This is a genomic window from Streptomyces sp. NPDC058239 (assembly GCF_042882185.1).
GTDB lineage: Bacteria > Actinomycetota > Actinomycetes > Streptomycetales > Streptomycetaceae > Streptomyces.
In genome coordinates this window covers 61473-76989 of record NZ_JBHVWS010000011.1, presented here as the reverse complement: position 1 = coordinate 76989, position 15517 = coordinate 61473, and the positions used below count along the sequence as shown (strand labels likewise).

General features: G+C 69.3%; 12 protein-coding genes and 1 pseudogene. 4 read left to right on the top strand and 9 right to left on the bottom strand.

The features are described from left to right. Positions 1 to 5 precede the first annotated feature (5 nt). From mmsB to ACFVYE_RS15355, 6 genes and pseudogenes are all read right to left on the bottom strand, one after another. A complete protein-coding gene (gene mmsB / locus ACFVYE_RS15380; protein ID WP_383959267.1) occupies positions 6 to 1262 on the bottom strand; it encodes a multiple monosaccharide ABC transporter permease in 1257 nt (418 codons plus the stop codon). Positions 1263 to 1266: 4 nt separating this feature from the next. Continuing rightward, positions 1267 to 2809, bottom strand: a pseudogene (gene mmsA, locus ACFVYE_RS15375) (multiple monosaccharide ABC transporter ATP-binding protein). Between the two features lie 81 nt (positions 2810 to 2890). After that, complete coding sequence (gene chvE, locus ACFVYE_RS15370) at positions 2891 to 3994, bottom strand: multiple monosaccharide ABC transporter substrate-binding protein (protein ID WP_389605853.1); 1104 nt, start codon at positions 3992 to 3994, stop codon at positions 2891 to 2893. 2 nt (positions 3995 to 3996) lie between these two features. Beyond that, positions 3997 to 5007 carry a hypothetical protein gene (locus tag ACFVYE_RS15365; RefSeq protein ID WP_389605851.1) on the bottom strand — a complete coding sequence of 337 codons (1011 nt, stop codon included), beginning with the start codon at positions 5005 to 5007 and terminating at the stop codon, positions 3997 to 3999. A 192-nt stretch (positions 5008 to 5199) separates the two neighbouring features. Then, a complete protein-coding gene (locus ACFVYE_RS15360; RefSeq protein ID WP_383959318.1) occupies positions 5200 to 6201 on the bottom strand; it encodes a zinc-binding dehydrogenase in 1002 nt (333 codons plus the stop codon). An 83-nt stretch (positions 6202 to 6284) separates the two neighbouring features. Then, positions 6285 to 7439, bottom strand: a complete 1155-nt coding sequence (locus ACFVYE_RS15355; RefSeq protein WP_389605849.1) for a mandelate racemase/muconate lactonizing enzyme family protein — start codon at positions 7437 to 7439, stop codon at positions 6285 to 6287. A 216-nt stretch (positions 7440 to 7655) separates the two neighbouring features. Here ACFVYE_RS15355 and ACFVYE_RS15350 point away from each other — a divergent pair, with 216 nt between their 5' ends. Further along, positions 7656 to 8429 (top strand): IclR family transcriptional regulator, encoded by a 774-nt coding sequence (locus ACFVYE_RS15350; RefSeq protein ID WP_383959277.1) that lies wholly within the window; start codon positions 7656 to 7658, stop codon positions 8427 to 8429. Then, positions 8426 to 9274 carry an SMP-30/gluconolactonase/LRE family protein gene (locus ACFVYE_RS15345; protein WP_389605847.1) on the top strand — a complete coding sequence of 283 codons (849 nt, stop codon included), beginning with the start codon at positions 8426 to 8428 and terminating at the stop codon, positions 9272 to 9274. The genes ACFVYE_RS15350 and ACFVYE_RS15345 overlap by 4 nt, the downstream gene beginning before the upstream one ends. 363 nt (positions 9275 to 9637) lie before the next feature. Here ACFVYE_RS15345 and ACFVYE_RS15340 read toward each other — a convergent pair whose 3' ends face one another. From ACFVYE_RS15340 to ACFVYE_RS15330, 3 genes are all read right to left on the bottom strand, one after another. Next, positions 9638 to 10789 (bottom strand): DUF3103 family protein, encoded by a 1152-nt coding sequence (locus ACFVYE_RS15340; RefSeq protein WP_383959281.1) that lies wholly within the window; start codon positions 10787 to 10789, stop codon positions 9638 to 9640. Positions 10790 to 11167: 378 nt separating this feature from the next. Further along, positions 11168 to 11359, bottom strand: coding sequence for a hypothetical protein (locus ACFVYE_RS15335; protein ID WP_383959283.1), 192 nt, complete (start codon positions 11357 to 11359; stop codon positions 11168 to 11170). A 482-nt stretch (positions 11360 to 11841) separates the two neighbouring features. Further along, positions 11842 to 12339 (bottom strand): nucleoside deaminase, encoded by a 498-nt coding sequence (locus ACFVYE_RS15330; RefSeq protein ID WP_383959285.1) that lies wholly within the window; start codon positions 12337 to 12339, stop codon positions 11842 to 11844. A gap of 375 nt (positions 12340 to 12714) precedes the next feature. Between ACFVYE_RS15330 and ACFVYE_RS15325 the strand changes: the two genes are divergently transcribed. Beyond that, the gene (locus ACFVYE_RS15325; RefSeq protein WP_383959287.1) at positions 12715 to 13995 is read left to right on the top strand and encodes an amidohydrolase family protein; all 1281 of its coding nucleotides are present in this window, start codon (positions 12715 to 12717) and stop codon (positions 13993 to 13995) included. A gap of 115 nt (positions 13996 to 14110) precedes the next feature. Continuing rightward, positions 14111 to 15415 carry an amidohydrolase family protein gene (locus ACFVYE_RS15320; protein ID WP_383959289.1) on the top strand — a complete coding sequence of 435 codons (1305 nt, stop codon included), beginning with the start codon at positions 14111 to 14113 and terminating at the stop codon, positions 15413 to 15415. Positions 15416 to 15517 lie beyond the last annotated feature (102 nt).

Sequence of the window (15517 nt, the reverse complement as noted above, 5' to 3'; positions counted from 1 at the left end):
GGGACCTATGAACCGGCCTTGCGCTTGTTCCACACGTCGAAGCCGACCGCCGCGAGCAGGACCAGGCCCTTGATGACCTGCTGCCAGTCCGTGCCGACGCCGACGAGGTTCATGCCGTTGTTGAGCACACCGAGGACCAGTCCGCCGATGATCGCGCCGAGGACGGTGCCGACGCCGCCGCTCATGGAGGCACCGCCGATGAACGAAGCGGCGATCGCCTCGAGCTCGAAGTTGATGCCCGCCTTGGGGGAGGCGGCATTGAAGCGGGCCGCGAAGACCAGCCCGGCGAGGGCTGCCATCATGCCCATGTTCAGGAAGACCAGGAAGGTGACCTTCTTGTCCTTCACGCCGGACAGTCTGGCCGCGGGCAGATTGCCGCCGATCGCGTAGACATGACGACCGATCACCGCGTTGCGCATCACATAGCCGAAGCCGACGACCAGGACGGCCAGCATCAGCAGCACCACGGGGGCGCCCTTGTAGCTGGCGAGCAGCAAGGTGGCCGTCAGCAGAGCGGCGACCAGGGCGACCTGCTTGAGCGCGAACATCTTCGCGGGCAGCACATCCAGCGCGAACTCCTGCTGGCGCCCCCGGGCACGCATCTCCTGGATGACGACGAACGCGATCAGGACGAGGCCGAGCAGCAGCGTGAGGTTGTGGTAGTTGGTGTCCGGTCCGACCTCCGGGAGGAAGCCGTTCGCGATGGTCTGCATGCCCTTGGGGAAGGGGCCGAGCGTCTGCCCCTTCAGGGCGATCTCGGTGACGCCCCGGAAGAGCAGCATCCCAGCCAACGTAACGATGAAGGAGGGCATGCCCACGTACGCGATGAAGAAGCCCTGCAGCGCGCCCGCGGCAGCGCCGAGGGCCAGGCACAGCACGACCGCGACCGGCCAGGACACATGGTGCTGCACCATCAGCACGGCTGCGACCGCGCCGACGCAGGCGGTGAGTGAGCCGACCGACAGGTCGATATGGCCCGCGATGATGACGAGCATCATGCCGATCGCGAGGATCAGGATGTAGCTGTTCTGCAGCACCAGATTGGAGACATTGCGTGGCAGCAGCAGGTCGCCGCCCGTCCACACGGTGAACAGGGCCACGATCAGGCCGAGCGCGATCAGCATGCCGTACTGCCGCATATTGCGGCGCAGGCCTTCGAGGACCAGCCCCAGCAGGCCGCCTCCGGTCTTGCCGCCTCCGGCGCCGTCACCGGACGGGAGCGGGGCGCCCGCCGGAGTCCTGGCCGTCAGATCCGTACTCATCCTGCTACCTCTTGTCCTTTGTCATGTGACGCATCAGCACTTCCTGAGTGGCCTGCGCCCGCGGGACCTCACCGGTCAGCCGGCCTGCGGACATCGTGTAGATGCGGTCGCACATACCGAGCAGTTCGGGGAGTTCCGAGGAAATGAAGACGACGGCCTTGCCCTGGGCGGCGAGCTTGTCGATTACCGTGTAGATCTCGTACTTGGCGCCCACGTCGATGCCGCGGGTCGGCTCGTCCAGGATCAGGACGTCGGGACCCGCGAAGATCCATTTGCTGAGGACGACCTTCTGCTGATTGCCGCCCGACAGCTTGCCGACCGGCTCGGCCACCGTCGGCGCCTTGATGTTCATGCTTTCGCGGTAGCCCTCGGCGACCCGCCGCTCCGCGTGCTCGTCGACGATGCCGTGCCCTGCGACCTTGCCGAGGGCGCTGAGCGAGATATTGCGGCCGATCGTGTCGATGAGGTTCAGCCCGTAGTGCTTGCGATCCTCGGTGACGTAGGCGATCCCGTGCTGCACCGCCTCGGGGACGGTCCTGGTACGGATCTCCGCGCCGTCCTTGAGGACGGTACCGCCCGCATAACGCCCGTATGTGCGCCCGAAGACGCTCATCGCGAGCTCGGTGCGGCCCGCACCCATGAGCCCGGCAATGCCCACGATCTCGCCGCGGCGCACATGCAGCGAGACGCCGTCCGACGACCTTGCGGTGCTGGTCGATCGGGTGGTGCACCGTCCAGCCGCGGATCTCCAGGGCCGGTGCCTTGCCGTGCTCCGGCTGGTGCGGGGTGCGTTCGGGGAAGCGGTGGTCGAGGTCGCGGCCGACCATGCCGCTGATGATCCGCTCCTCGGTGGTCTCCGGCGACTTCACGTCCAGGGTCTCGATGGACCGTCCGTCGCGGATGATGGTCACGGAGTCGGCGACCCGAGCGATCTCGTTCAGCTTGTGCGAGATGATGATCGAGGTGATGCCGTGGCCCTTCAACTCCAGGATGAGATCCAGGAGTTTCCCGCTGTCCTCGTCGTTCAGCGCCGCCGTCGGCTCGTCGAGGATCAGCAGCTTCACCTCCTTGGACAGCGCCTTCGCGATCTCCACGAGCTGCTGCTTGCCCACGCCGATGTCGGTGACCCGGGTCTGCGGATGCTCGTCGAGGCCGACCCGGCGCAGCAGCTCCGAGGCGTGCCGCAGTGTCTCGCGCCAGCTGATCACGCCGCGCACGGCGTGCTCATTGCCGAGGAAGATGTTCTCCGCGAGGGAGAGATAGGGCACCAGGGCGAGTTCCTGGTGGATGATCACGATGCCGCGCCGCTCGCTCGCCCGGATGTCCTTGAACCGGCACAGCTCGCCATGGAACAGGATGTCCCCTTCGTAACTGCCGTGTGGATGGACGCCGGAGAGGACCTTCATCAGGGTCGACTTGCCGGCGCCGTTCTCCCCGCAGATGGCGTGGACCTCGCCCGGGCGGACGGTCAGGCTGACGTCCGAGAGCGCCCTGACTCCGGGGAAGGTCTTGACGATCGAGCGCATTTCCAGGACGGGTCGCGCCATGGTCGTGCCTTTCTCTGTCGCTGATGGGGCTCCCCGGCGCGGGCGCAGAGGCCCGGAGCCGGGGAAGGTGGACCGCGCCGGCTACTTGAGATCGCTCTCCTTGTAGTAACCGGTGTCGATCAGCTCCTTCTTGTAGTTGTCCTTGTCGACGCTGACCGGGTTGAGCAGATAGGCAGGGACGACCTTCGCGCCGTTGTCGTACGACTTCGTGTCGTTGGTCTCCGGCTTCTCGCCCTTGAGCGCGGCGTCGACCATGTCGGTGGCGACCTCGGCGAGCCGGCGCAGGTCCTTGTAGACGGTCTGCCGCTGCTCGCCCGCGGTGATCGACTTCACCGAGGCGACCTCGGCGTCCTGCCCGGTGACGACCGGCCACGGCTTGGAGTTGGTCCCGTAGCTGTCGCCGCGGAGCGCGGAAAGGATGCCGATGGAGATGCCGTCGTAGGGCGAGAGCACCGCGTCCACGCGTTTGGATCCGCCGTACGAGGAAGTCAGAAGGTCGTCCATGCGCCGCTGGGCGGTGCCGCCGTCCCAGCGGAGGGTGGTGACCTGGTTGAGCTCGGTCTGGTGGGACTGGATGACGAGCTGCTTCTTGTCGATGTACGGCTGAAGGACCTTCATCGCGCCGTTGAAGAAGTAGCGGGTGTTGTTGTCGTCGTTGGAGCCGGCGAACAGCTCGATGTTGAACGGGCCCTTCTCGCGCTTGTCCAGGCCGAGTTGCTCGATGATGTACGTGCCCTGCAGTCTGCCGACCTTCTCGTTGTCGAAGGATGCGTAGTAGTCGACGTGCTCCGAGTTGAGGATCAGGCGGTCGTAGGAGATCACCGGGATCTCGGCGTCGGCGGCCTGCTGCAGGACGTTGTCCAGGGACTTGTTGTCGATGGCCGCGATGACCAGCGCGTCCACACCCTGTGTGATCATGTTCTCGATCTGCGAGACCTGCTGGTCCGGGTCGTCCTCGCCGAAGGCGAGCTTCGTCCTGTAGCCCTTGGCCTTGAGGTCCTTGACGACATTGTTGCCGTCGGAGATCCAGCGCTCGGACGACTTGGTCGGCATCGCGATGCCGATCGTGGCGTCCGTGGTGTCCTTCTTCTCCTCGCTGCCGCCCGAGCTGTCCTGGCCGCAGGCGGTGAGGGAGAGGCTGAGGGCGAAGCAGGCTGCGGCGGTTGCCGCGGTGCGTATACGCATGATCAGGAGTCCTTCTCGGTGTCGTCGCCTGGAACGTTGTCAGCGTGGTGAGCGGGGTCGGTCGTGAAGCGGTTCAGCGTGCCGGGCAGGCGGGAGCCGAGTGGCGACATGCCGCCGTCCGCTCCGTGCCGGGCCAGCAGATCGAGGGCGAGGCGGCCACGGCGGACGCGCTCGCGGGCGGTGTCGAGAGTGAGATCTCGCAGATGAGCCCCGTAGGGGTAGATCCCGGACGTCTTCGACAGGCCGAACTTCAGATACAGGGGTGCGCCGCGCCGGATCAGCTCGGCGATCTCATACATCCGCACATAGCCGCCGAGGTCGTCCGGTGCTTCGACGTACATGTCCATGGGCGCGGCGGAAACCCGGCGGATCTCGGTGAGATGGGCGGGCGTGAGGTCGGAGGGGACGTTGAGCGAGTCGGCGCCGAGTTGCTCGTACACGGCGTACGAGGCCGGGTTCACGGGGCCGATCAGTGCGGAGACCTTGAGTGTGGTGTCGGCCGGGACGACGCCCGCCAGGCGTGCCCGGTGGAGCGCCCAGAGCACGCCCTCATCCGCAACGAGCAGGCACTTGACGCCCAACTGTGTTGCGCGTACGGCGTCTTCGACGCATCCGGCGAGCGCGTCGTGGCCGCGGGCGCGCAGCCCGGCGCCGTGCGAGTCGGTGCGCACGGATGCGCCGGTGTCCCAGGTGCCGCGGGGGCCGGTGAAGAGGCACAGCTCGATGTCGCGCTCGCCGGCCGCCTCGACCATCTCGGTGATCTCGGAGTCGGACAGCATCCAGACGCCGCTGCCCTGGCTGACCCGGTGGATCGGGACATCCAGGCGTGAGCTCTCCTTGAGGACGACGGACAGCGCCTCGGGGCCCTCCACCGAGGGGATCTCGGTGCGCCAGATGCCGCCGTCGGGGAAGGAATGCGCGGAGGCGCCGGCCGGGTCCAGGACGGGAAGGGCGTGGCCGATGCGGGCCAGTGCGTCGGCGCCGGGGCGGCGGGGTGAGGACGGGGCGATCACGGGACTCCCATGTTCGATATTTCGGACGACGTTCGAGTTGATGGGTGTACGGCGGTACGCGGCCTGTCGGGCGGTTGCGTACCGCCGTACGGTCAGGGGGCCGTCCGGCGGGGCGGATTCGGCGAATTCGACGGCGGATGTGCGGCGGAGGAGGACCGTTCGGGTGGCCGGAAGTCGTCCGGCCACCCGGGCTCAGGGGCGGAGCAGCACCTTCCCGGTCCTCGGATCACCACCGCCGACCAGCGCAATGGCCTCGTCGAACCGCTCCAGCGGGAATTCGTGGGTGATCAGTGGCGCGGGATCGAGCAGTCCGAGGCTGAAGGCCCGCACCGCGTCCGACCAGGCGGACGAGGAGGCGCCGAAGACGCTGCGGATCTCCAGTTGGCTCAGCGAGAGGTGCACCGGGTCGATGCCGGTGGCTCCTGGTGTGAACATCCCGGTGAGCACCACTCGGCCGCCCCTGCGCGCGAGGAGGCAGGACGAAGCGGCCGTGGTCGGCGCCCCCGCGGTCTCGACGACCAGGTCGAAGCGGCCCTGCTCCATGGCCTCGGCACCATCCGGCGACAGGCTCTCGCTCGCTCCGAACCGCCGTGCCTGCTCGCCGCGTTCGGCCCGCGGGTCGATCACGGTCAGCTCGGCGGGCGAGCCGGCGGCGAGCAACTGGACCGCGAGCAGCCCGAGGGTGCCCGCACCGATCACGGCGATCCGCTCGCCGGGGGTCGGGCGCCCGGCCCGCACCGCCGCGGCGACCACGGCGGCCGGTTCGAGGAGGGCCGCGGCACGCACGTCGGCGTCGTCGTCGAGCGGGTGCAGCAGGCGTGCGGGCACGGTCAGCCAGTCGGCGAACGCGCCAGGCTCGGTGAATCCGGTCTCGGCGTACCCGCCGGTGCACAGGCTCGTCTCTCCGCACCGGCATCGCTCGCAGATCCCGCAGGTCCTAAACCCCTCGGCCACGGTCTTGCGGCCGACCAGCGCGGGGGCGACTCCCTCACCGACCGCCTCGACGGTCCCCGACCACTCGTGCCCGGGGATCACGGGATAGCTGACATAGGAGGCGTTGCGATGCCCGTCGTAGACCTCGCGGTCGCTCAGGCAGATACCCGCGGCGGCCACCCGCACCAGTACCTCGCCGGGCCCCGGAACCGGCAACTCGCCCAGCACCAGATGGTGTTCGCCGGGGCGCTCGACGACCAGGGAACGGTTGCCCCCGCCAGGGGAGCGGTCGGGCCCACGGCGGTCCCCGTCGGGAAGGCGGTTCGTTTCGCTCGGGGTGCGGCTCACTTGGGCGCCCTCTGCTCCCAGCCCTCGGCCCACAGGTCGAAGCGGGCCTTCTGCTGCGGGAACTCGGCTGCCGCGTCCACATCCAGCTCGACACCGAGCCCAGGAGCGTGCGACACCTCGAAGCATCCCGTCTCCGGGTTGACCTGGGGCGCGCCCTTGACCACCTTCTTGATCTCCGCGTCCGCGAAGTCGTTGAAGTGCTCCAGGATCTTGAAGTTCGGTGTGCAGGCGGCCAGTTGGAGCGATGCGGCGGTGAGCACCGAGCCACCGACGTTGTGCGGCGCGACCAGAACGTAATGCGTCTCGGCGGTCGCCGCCAGCTTGCGGGCTTCCAGGATGCCGCCGATGTGGCCGACGTCCGGCTGGATGATGTCGGCGGCCTGCGACTCGAAGAGCTCCCGGAATTCGATCCGGTCATGGATCCGCTCACCGGTCGCCACCGGGATGTCCACCTTCGCGGCGACCTTCCCCAAGGCCCTGAGGTTCTCCGGCGGCACCGGCTCCTCCAGCCAGGCGGGCTTGAACGGCGCAAGCTCGCGGGCGAGCCGCACCGCCGTCGAGGGGCTGAACCGCCCGTGCATCTCCAGCATCAGCTCGGCGTCGGGGCCGATCGCGTCGCGTACCGCCTCGATCAGCGAGACGGCATACCGGGTCTCCTCCGTACCGAGCTCGAAGTGCCCGGTCCCGAACGGGTCGATTTTCAAAGCACGGTAGCCGCGCGCCAGGACCTCCTGGGCCGCCTTGTGGTACGCCTCCGGGGTGCGCTCGGTCGTGTACCAGCCGTTGGCGTACGCCTTGACCTCGTCGGTCACCAGGCCGCCGAGCAGCTGCCACACCGGCACGCCGAGGGCCTTGCCCTTGATGTCCCAGCACGCCATCTCGACGACCGCGATGCCGGACATGACGATCTCGCCGGCCCGCCCGTAGTCGCCGTACTTCATGCGGCGCACGAGATCTTCCACGGCGAACGGGTCGGAACCGGCTATGTGGTTCGCCTCCGCCTCGCGGAGATAGCCGACCAATGCGTCGGTACGGCCGAGCATGCGGGTCTCACCGACTCCGGTGAGGCCCTCGTCGGTGTGGACGAGAACGTAGGTGAGATTGCGCCAGGGGGTCCCGACGACATGAGTGCTGATTCCCGTGATGCGCACGGCAGTTGCCCCTAGAGTCCGGGTCTGGTTGTTCGATATTTCGTCACACGTTCGAAATGTTGGCGTGACGGTATTCAGGCCGTCTGGGGAGTGTCAATGGGGTGCGCGGCAGTCGTCTTCTCAGGACCATTGCCCGGCGAACGGTGCCGTGACTAGCCTGTGCACGTCATACCGGTCGTTGACCGGAGTTTCGAACAGCAGGGGTGGGTGAGGGCCATGGGACGTCTTGTCCCGGCGGTGAACAGGGCACTGGACGTACTCGAACTGTTTCTGGAAGGCGACGGAACCCTCTCCGCACCGGACATCACCCGCAAGCTCCAACTGCCCCGCACCACGGTGCACGAGCTGGTCGCGACGCTGGCGGCCCGCTCCTATCTGGTGGCAGTCCCCGAGCAGCCGGGCCGCTACCGCCTCGGCGTGCGCAACTACCAGCTGGGCAGCTGGTACGCGGAACAGCTCGACCTCGCCGCAGAGGGCCGGCGGGTGGCCCGTGAGGTCGCCGAGACCTGTGACGAGACGGTCCACGTCGCGATCCTCGAAGACCTGGACGTCATCTACATCGCCAAGGTCGACTCGACCCACGCGGTCCGCATGGTCTCGGCGGCAGGACGCAGGCTCCCGGCGCACTGCACGTCGGTCGGCAAGATGCTCCTCGCCGCACTCCCGGCCGACGAGCTGGACCTCCGGATCGAGGAGGAGGGAGATCTCGCCGCGATGACCCACAACAGCATCACCGACCCCGACGAACTGCGCGCCGCCCTCGCCGGGATTCGTGAGCGCGGCATCGCCACCGAACACCGCGAGTCCAATCCGGATGTGAGCTGCGTGGCCGCGCCCGTGCGCGACCGCTCGGGCCGCGTCGTCGCCGCGCTGTCCATCTCGGTCCCCATGATCCGCTGGTCGAAGGAGCGCGAGGCCGAACTCGCCGAGCTGGCCGCCAAGGGCGCGTGCGACCTCTCCGTGAGCCTCGGCCACCGCGGCTCCCGGTGACGGCGGTCGAGGTCGCGGTAAGGGAGTCGGCCGCGCTGGGTGAGGGCCCCACCTGGGACCCGGTGACCGGGCGGCTGATCTGGGTGGACATCCTGGGATCCCGTATCCACACGTACGAGCCGGGCAGCGGCCGCCGTACGGTGCAGGCCACCGAGCAGCACGTCGGCGCGGCCAAGCCGCGCGAGGCCGGTGGCCTGGTGGTCAACCTCCGCGACGGCGTCGCTCTGTACGACGCGGACGGCGCGTTCTCCTGGCTCGTGCGCGACCCCGTACCCGGCCGCCGCGGCAATGACGCGACCGTCGCGCCCGACGGGTCTCTGTGGGCCGGCACCATGCGCTACGACGAGCGGACCGGCGGCGGCAATCTCTCCCGCATCGCCCCCGACGGCACCGCCACCGAGCTCTTCCCCACCGTGTCCGTCAGCAACGGCACCGGCTGGAGCCCGGACGGAGGCCTCGTCTACTACATCGACAGCCCCACCCGCCGCATCGACGTGTGCCGGATGGACGGCCGACTTCCCGTCGACCGGCGCCCCTTCGCCACCGTCGACGAGACGGCCGGGTTCCCGGACGGCCTGACCGTCGACGCCGACGGCTGCGTGTGGGTCGCTCTGTGGGACGGCGCCCAGCTGCGCCGTTACACCCCGGACGGAGAACTCGACCGCACCCTCGATCTCCCGGTCCGCCGCCCCACCGCCTGCGCCTTCGGCGGCCCGGGCCTGCGCGACCTTTACATCAGCACGGCCCGCACCGGCCTGTCCCGGCCACACCCGCTCTCGGGCTCGCTCCTGGTGGTGCCAAACGCGGGGGAGGGGCTGCCCGGCGTCGCCTTCGGGTCGGCCTGACCGGCGGCGCCGGCCTGCTGGACGGCTGGAGGGACGCGCACCTGCCCGACACTGCGCCGCAGCCGGCGGCCGGGCGATGTCATCGACGTGTCGATGCCCTTCGGCGACCTGGAGTAGCCGACCGGTGGGTGCGGGCCTCGAACGTCCGGCGGATCCGGCCGGGGGCGAGGCGATTTTCCCCCCCGGGGTGCCGCGGGTCGCGGGCGACGGGCCGGGTGTCAGCCCGATCCGGGTGCGGGCGGGCCTTCTCCCAGGGCCGGGGAGGGCTGTCTGGGGGAGGAGTTGATGGCGCCTGTCTGGTCCTGACCGGCCCGTGGGGGAGGGCCGACCGGCGCGGAAGGGGTGCTGGTTCGGTGTGTCGGGTCAGAGCGCCGGCACGTAGTACGGGGAGACGTTCATCCATCCGTTGGCTGCCGCGCCGTTGCGCGTGCCGCTGGTGGTCTTGGCCAGGGTGTACCAGGAGTCGACGTAGTCCGGGTCGTCGGTCCACCAGGAGGTGGGGACTGCGTCCAGGAGTGCGTCGGCGAGGGGGATGTACGCGCCCTGGTCGGTGATCGTCAGCAGGACCGAGACGATGGCCTTGGCGAGCGCCTGGTAGTTGGTGTCGCCGTCGTCCTCCATCATGACCGCGTCGGCCATGCTGTACTTGTAGTTCGACCAGTTCACGAGGACCTGGTTCGGGTAGTACGTGGTGGCGGCCTTGTTCAGGTACGGCATCTCGACGGTATCGACGCGCGGCTTGCCGTCCTTGCCGAAGCCGGTGACGAGGGCGAAGATCTCGGCATCACCCTTGATTCCCGGCTCCTTGACGTCGGAGATCCGCACCGAGTTGATCAGGGTGGTGTCGATGCCCGTCGCGGCCAGGGGCGCTACGGCTCTCACTTCGGCGGCAGGGACCGGGACATCGAGCCCTTCCGTCTCCAGGGCCTCGTTGACAACCTTCAGCCCTTCGGTGACCGCCTTGGTGCCGTCGATGTCGACGAGGTAGACAGGCCGGTCGGGGAGGGTGTCGACGGCCAGCTCGTGGGCGGTGCCCCGGCTGTCGTATGCGGTGAACGTGACGGCGTCGTCGGACGGGGCCGCGGCAACCAGCGGAGCCGTACCCGCGATGAGCCGGGTCTTCATCGAGGCGTCCGCCAGACCCAGGCGCAGCAGCGAACCGACGTCGCTGCCCAGGCCCTTGGCGGCGGCGACGCCCTGGTCGGCGGTGGCCACCTTCGCGGCGAGGCTCTTGCCGGCGGCCGTGGTGGAGCCGCTGGTGAGCGCCCGCAGGTCCACCGAGTCCGCGGCCACCGCGGCCGTGCGGACCTGTCTCTTCCAGGCCGGATCGGCCAGGGATCTGGCGAGGGCGAGAGCGGCTGCGTCCTCTATCCCGGAGACCGAGGACGCCGGGGTGGTGGCGGTCTCGGCCGTCTCGGTCTGTGCTGCCAGCGCGGTGCCCTGAAGGGGGATCAGAGCGGTTGCGGCCAGAACAACCCCGGTCAGGGCTGTACGCAGCGGAGTGGATGCACTCAAGACGATCTCCTGCTGAATCAGTGCTGCATTACGGTGACGGTCGGGTCCTATCTATGCGGGTAGACCCGTCTGGATAAATGTGCATGACAAGGCATCGTCAAACCATCCCCGCACAAAATCTCTCCGGCTCAATCGCCCGGCCGGGCAGCCCGGCGAACTGTCCACACCCTCACTGCCGCCGCCGAACCCGTCGCCCCGCCTCACCGCACCCGCTGCCCCGTCGAACAGACCGCTCCGCCCGTCACCTCGACCCGGAGCAGGACTGTACGTACCGCAGGTCACCGCGGCCGCGACCGCCCCGGGGCCGCGGCGGTCGCGGCCCCGGTAGCCCTGTACCGGCGTCGGCGGCGCGTGTCCCAGGTGTATTGAATGTGCTGGTCACAGCCACTCGTTGATGGGTGCTACGAGGACAGCCGCTTCGTAGCGGACGGCGAGCTCGTCGTACCTCGTGGCCACGGCACGGTGGCAGTGCTCGCGCCGTCCGAGGAACCGTTGCAGTGGGCGCCATCGCTTGTGCTCGGTGTTGGCGCGCTCGACGCAGATCCGCGCCGAGGACTGACGGCGTCGCATCTCGCGCCAGGCGTACTGCTCGCCGAGTGGGGCATCTTCCGACCACGGCTGCTGCGGTGTTGCTGTACGCCTTGTCGGCCGAGAGGCTGTCGGGCTTCTTGCGCGGCCTGCCCGGCCCGAGCCGCGGTATGCGAATCTTCTCCAGCACCGTCTGGGACTGGCTGCAGTCCGCCCGCTGCCCGCCGGTGACAACCGGGGACAGCGGCCGTCCGCGCCCAGGTGGAGCTCGCTGGTGAGCCCACCGCGCGAGCGGCCCGGTCCCTCACCTCCCGCACCACCTCCACCAGGCGGGCGAGCAGGCTCTGCCACGGTGTTCGCCATGGCGTTCTGCTGTTTCGGCCCCCCCTTGCCGCAGGGGTGGCGGGTCGGTGCGGGCGCCTGCTGCGGGACGATGAGGACGCACGATGGTGGTGGAGCCGGCAGGGACGCCTCAGTCGATTTTGCCGGCCGCGTCCGCTGCGGCCTGGATCCGGGCAGCCCTCTCAGCGGGGCGGCAGATGGAAAGCGCGGTGCATTTCCCGCAGACGGTCGGCCAGAGCCGGGACAGGGCCTTGGATCACGAGGCCGGGTGCCACGTCCTGTACTGCCAAGGAACGCACGGGTGATGACAGCACGCCCAGCTCGGTCAGCCACTGCGTCAACTGGGCCGCGGAGTGGGCATAGACGATGCGGCCGAGGCCGACCCAGCCGTGTGCGGCCGAGCACATGGGGCAGTGCTCGCCGGAGGTGAAGACGGTGGCCGTGGCTCGCTGGGCCGCCGTGAGGTGTACGGCGGCCCAGCGGGCCAGTTCGAACTCCGGATGCCGCGTGTTGTCGCCGAGACTGTGCACGCGGTTGCGGTCTTCGGCGAGGACCTCGCCATCGGCACTCACCAGGACGGAGCCGAACGGCTGGTCCCCGGCCCGCAGTGCCTCGGCCGCCAGCTGGACGGCCCGCTCCAGGTGCTGGTGCTCCACGCCGGTCAGTTCGGCAGATGACAAGACTCGCTCCTTACGTGTACGGGATCACCCTCGCCGTCAGGGGAGATCCCACGGCACTCACCGTGCCAGGCCGTGGACTGAGGCGTCCAAGAGATGTCAGCCATCGCAGCCATCGGCGGCGTCTATCGCCGCGCGGCGCCGGCAGTTCGGCAGCGGCCGCTCGGCGGTGGCGTTCGAGCGTTCCTGCACACGGGCTGCGGTACGGGCTGAGCAGTGCCTCATCACAAATCTGTATACCAAAAGATCCGCGGCGAGTGGTGCTGAGCTGCTGTGTGTCGAGTATTTGCAGGCGAAAAATATGCGAGGTCTTGTTCCGTGACAAGATTCGGTATACCAATTAGCCCTCGTTGGACATCGAGCGTCGAGGAGCCCGCCATGTGTGTCGATTCTGCCCCGCCCCCGCCCGGTCGTCTCACCCGGCGCGGCGTCCTCGCCGGGGCCGCCGCTCTGGCGGGCACCGCCGCGGCCCTGTCGGCAGCGCCGTCCGCGACGGCGCACGGGCGCGCTCCGGGGAGGACGGCAGTGCCCACGGGTGACCTGGTCGTCGAGGGCGGCACACTGCTCGATCCGGCGACCGGTGAGGTCATAGAGGACGCGGTCGTTGTGATACGTGACGGCCGGGTACGCGCGGCCGGGGCGCGGGCACGGGTCGAGGTCCCCGACGACATGCCCCGCCTCGACGCGCACGGCCGCTGGGTGCTGCCGGGCCTCGTGGACGCGCACATCCACCTCAACACCGCCGCCGAGGCACGTGAAGCGGTCCGCAAGGGTGCCACCAGCGCTCGCAGCGGTTCCACGAACTTCTACCAGGACCTTGCCGTGAGGGAGTTGGCCCGCCAGGCCCCGGACCTGGCTCCTCGGCTGCGGGCCGCGGGCGTGTTCGTCACGCCCGACCTGGGCGACACCCTCCTGGCCGATCCTGACCTGACGCCGCTGGCGCGCCTGAAGGACGGGGTGCGTTCCGCCGAGGCACTGCGCCGCGTCGTCGGGGTCAATCTCGCCCGCGGCGCCGACGTGATCAAGACACGGGTCAACGAGCGCGCCGGCCTGCCTGAGCAGGACCCACTGGCGCAGGTCTACTCGTACGAGCAACTCTCCGAGGTCGTGCGGGCGGCGCGGCGCGGCGGCAAGGGCGTGCTGTGCCACAGCTACAGCGAGCGTGGCTGCGACGACGCGGTCCGGGCAGGCATCCGCTCCCTGGAACACGGGGTGTTCGTGAGCGAGCGGACGTTGCACGACATGCGGCGCAGAGGTACCTGCTTCACACCGACACTGACCGCCATTGCCGGGCTCGCGGATTCACCGAACCCCGTACTCGCCGAACGCGGACGTACCTACCTGCCCGTTCTGAAGGAGGCGGTGAGGACGGCGCACCTGCTGGGCGTCCCGCTGGCGGCGGGCACCGACTCCTCCGGCGGTGAGATCGAACCCATCGGACGCGAGGTGGAGTTGATGCGTGCGGCAGGCCTTTCGGCGCTTGACGCGATCCGCACCGCCACGACCGGAGCAGCCCGGCTCCTCGGCCTCCAGGAGGTGGCGGGCCGTCTCGCGCGCGGCTTCTCAGGAGATCTGATCCTGGTGGACGGCGACCCGCTCGCCGACGTGTCCGTGCTCAAGACACCCCTGCGTGTGGTGCGCGCGGGCAGGGCGCTCTAGTCGTGCCGGTTCTTCGTTTGCGGATCTGAAGCCCTTGTACTCCTGCCGAACGGTCGTCGCTCATGGCCTGTCGCGGCACCTGTCCACGTCTTTCTGCTCAGTCGAAGGAGTCCCCATGACGCCCCCTCCCTCTCCGCTGTCCCGGCGTGGTGTCCTCGCCGGCGCCGCCACTCTGGCGGGCACAGGTGTCGCACTGTCCGCTGCCACACCCTCGGCCCGGGCCGACTCCCGGAGCCGGCCCGGCAACGCGGTCATCTTCCGTGATGTGCGCCCCTTCGGCGCGACGAACCCCGTGGATCTCACCGTCGTCGACGGCCTGATCACCCGCGCCCGGGCCCCCCGAGGCGCCAAGGTGATCGACGGCGGCGGCCGTATCGTCCTGCCGTCCCTCGTGGATGCCCACATACACCCTGACAAGACGACGTGGGGCGGTCCATGGGTTTCGCGCCGGCCGGCGAACAGCATTGCCGACTTCGCGGCCCAGGACGTGGAGCTGTTCCGCAGTCAGCGCCGGCCGGTGGCCGAGCGGGCCCATGGGCTCATGGCGCACGCCGTGACCCGCGGGACGCGGGCCATGCGGGCCCACGCCGACATAGCTCCGGCCTACGGTCTCACCTGCGTGGAAGGTGTAGCGCAGGCACGTGAACGGCTCGAGCACGCGCTTGACGTGCAGATCGTGGCCTTCCCACAGCACGGCGTCGTCCGCGCTCCCGGCACGGCGGCACTGCTGAAGGAGGCGGCTCGCAGCGGGCTCGTGGACATGATCGGTGGAATCGATCCGATCAGCTTCGACCAGGCCCTGGACGAGCAGTTGGACCTCGTCTTCGACCTCGCGGACCGGTACGGCGTCGGCGTGGACATCCATCTGCACGACCGGGGCGAGACGGGCCTGACGGCGCTGCGCGGCATCATCGACCGCACCCGGGCCCTTTCCCTCCAGGGGAAGGTGACCGTCAGCCATGTCTTCTGCCTGCCCGGTCTCTCCGACACCGAACTGGCGAAGACGGCGGAGGAGCTGGGCAGCCTGGACATCTCCCTGACCACAGTGGCGCCCAACGAGTCGCTCGTCCTGCCGATCGCGAAGCTGCGGGAGCACGGCGTGCGCGTCGGGCTCGGCTCGGACGGAGTACGCGACTCCTGGAGCCCGTTCGGAAACGCGGACATGCTGCACCGGGCACACCTGCTCGGCTGGGTCACGGACGTGCGCCTCGACAAGGAACTGGCGGCCTGTTACGAGGTGGGCGCGCACGGTGGTGCCGACGTCATGCGACTGCCCCGTGCCGACCTCTCCCCGGGCTCCCCGGCCGACTTCGTCCTGATGCGCGCCGAATGCCTGCCGCAGGTCGTGGTGGACATGCCGACGCGCGACATGGTGGTGCACGGCGGGCGGGTGGTGGCCCGGGACGGCGAACTGGCGTAACGGGCCGTTCTGCGTTTCCGCCCCGGCGGCGACCCGTCACATCGGTACGCACACAACGTGACGGGATGCCCGGTGCGGGCGGGAGGTGCGCGAGCGGGTGCC